This window comes from Moraxella sp., assembly GCF_024227015.1.
Taxonomy (GTDB): Bacteria; Pseudomonadota; Gammaproteobacteria; order Pseudomonadales; family Moraxellaceae; genus Moraxella.
The window spans coordinates 1-585 of sequence record NZ_JAAELD010000010.1; the positions used below are offsets into that span (position 1 = coordinate 1).

Sequence of the window (585 nt, forward strand, 5' to 3'; positions counted from 1 at the left end):
ACAAGCTGGGGTCAATAAAGTAGCAAAAGGCGATCTAGAAACCAGTGTACAAGTGGTCGGTAGTGATGATATTGCTCGCTTATCATCTGCCTTTAACTCCATGACCAAACACATCAAACGCCTGATTCAGTCGCAAAGAGAACTGACAAGGGCGGTATCACATGAGCTTAGAACGCCTGTCGCTCGCATTCGCTTTGCGGTGGATATGCTCGCTGATGATGACGACTATGAGTCACGCCAAAGCCAAAAAAATTACATCGATGAAGACATTGAGTCGCTTAATGATTTGATTGATGAAATTTTGACTTATGCCAAACTTGAAGAAGGCTCGCCACAAATGGACTGGCAAATGATCTGCCTAAAAGACTTACTTGAGCAGATTGAGCGAGAAACCAATGCATTAGACAAGCCAATCACCATTAAAATCAACGCCCCTGCCCAAAAAGTGGTCGCCATGGCGGACAGACGTTATTTGCATCGAGTGGTACAAAACTTGGCGGGTAATGCCCTGCGTTATGCTAACAGTACAATCATTGTAAGTGCAGGCATTCATAGAAATATCGCCTTTGTCAGCGTAGAAGATGA

1 protein-coding gene is annotated in these 585 nt (G+C 44.4%); it reads left to right on the top strand.

The features are described from left to right. Positions 1-585: histidine kinase dimerization/phospho-acceptor domain-containing protein (locus GY683_RS00150; protein ID WP_297286831.1), on the top strand; the 585-nt coding region annotated here is incomplete at both ends.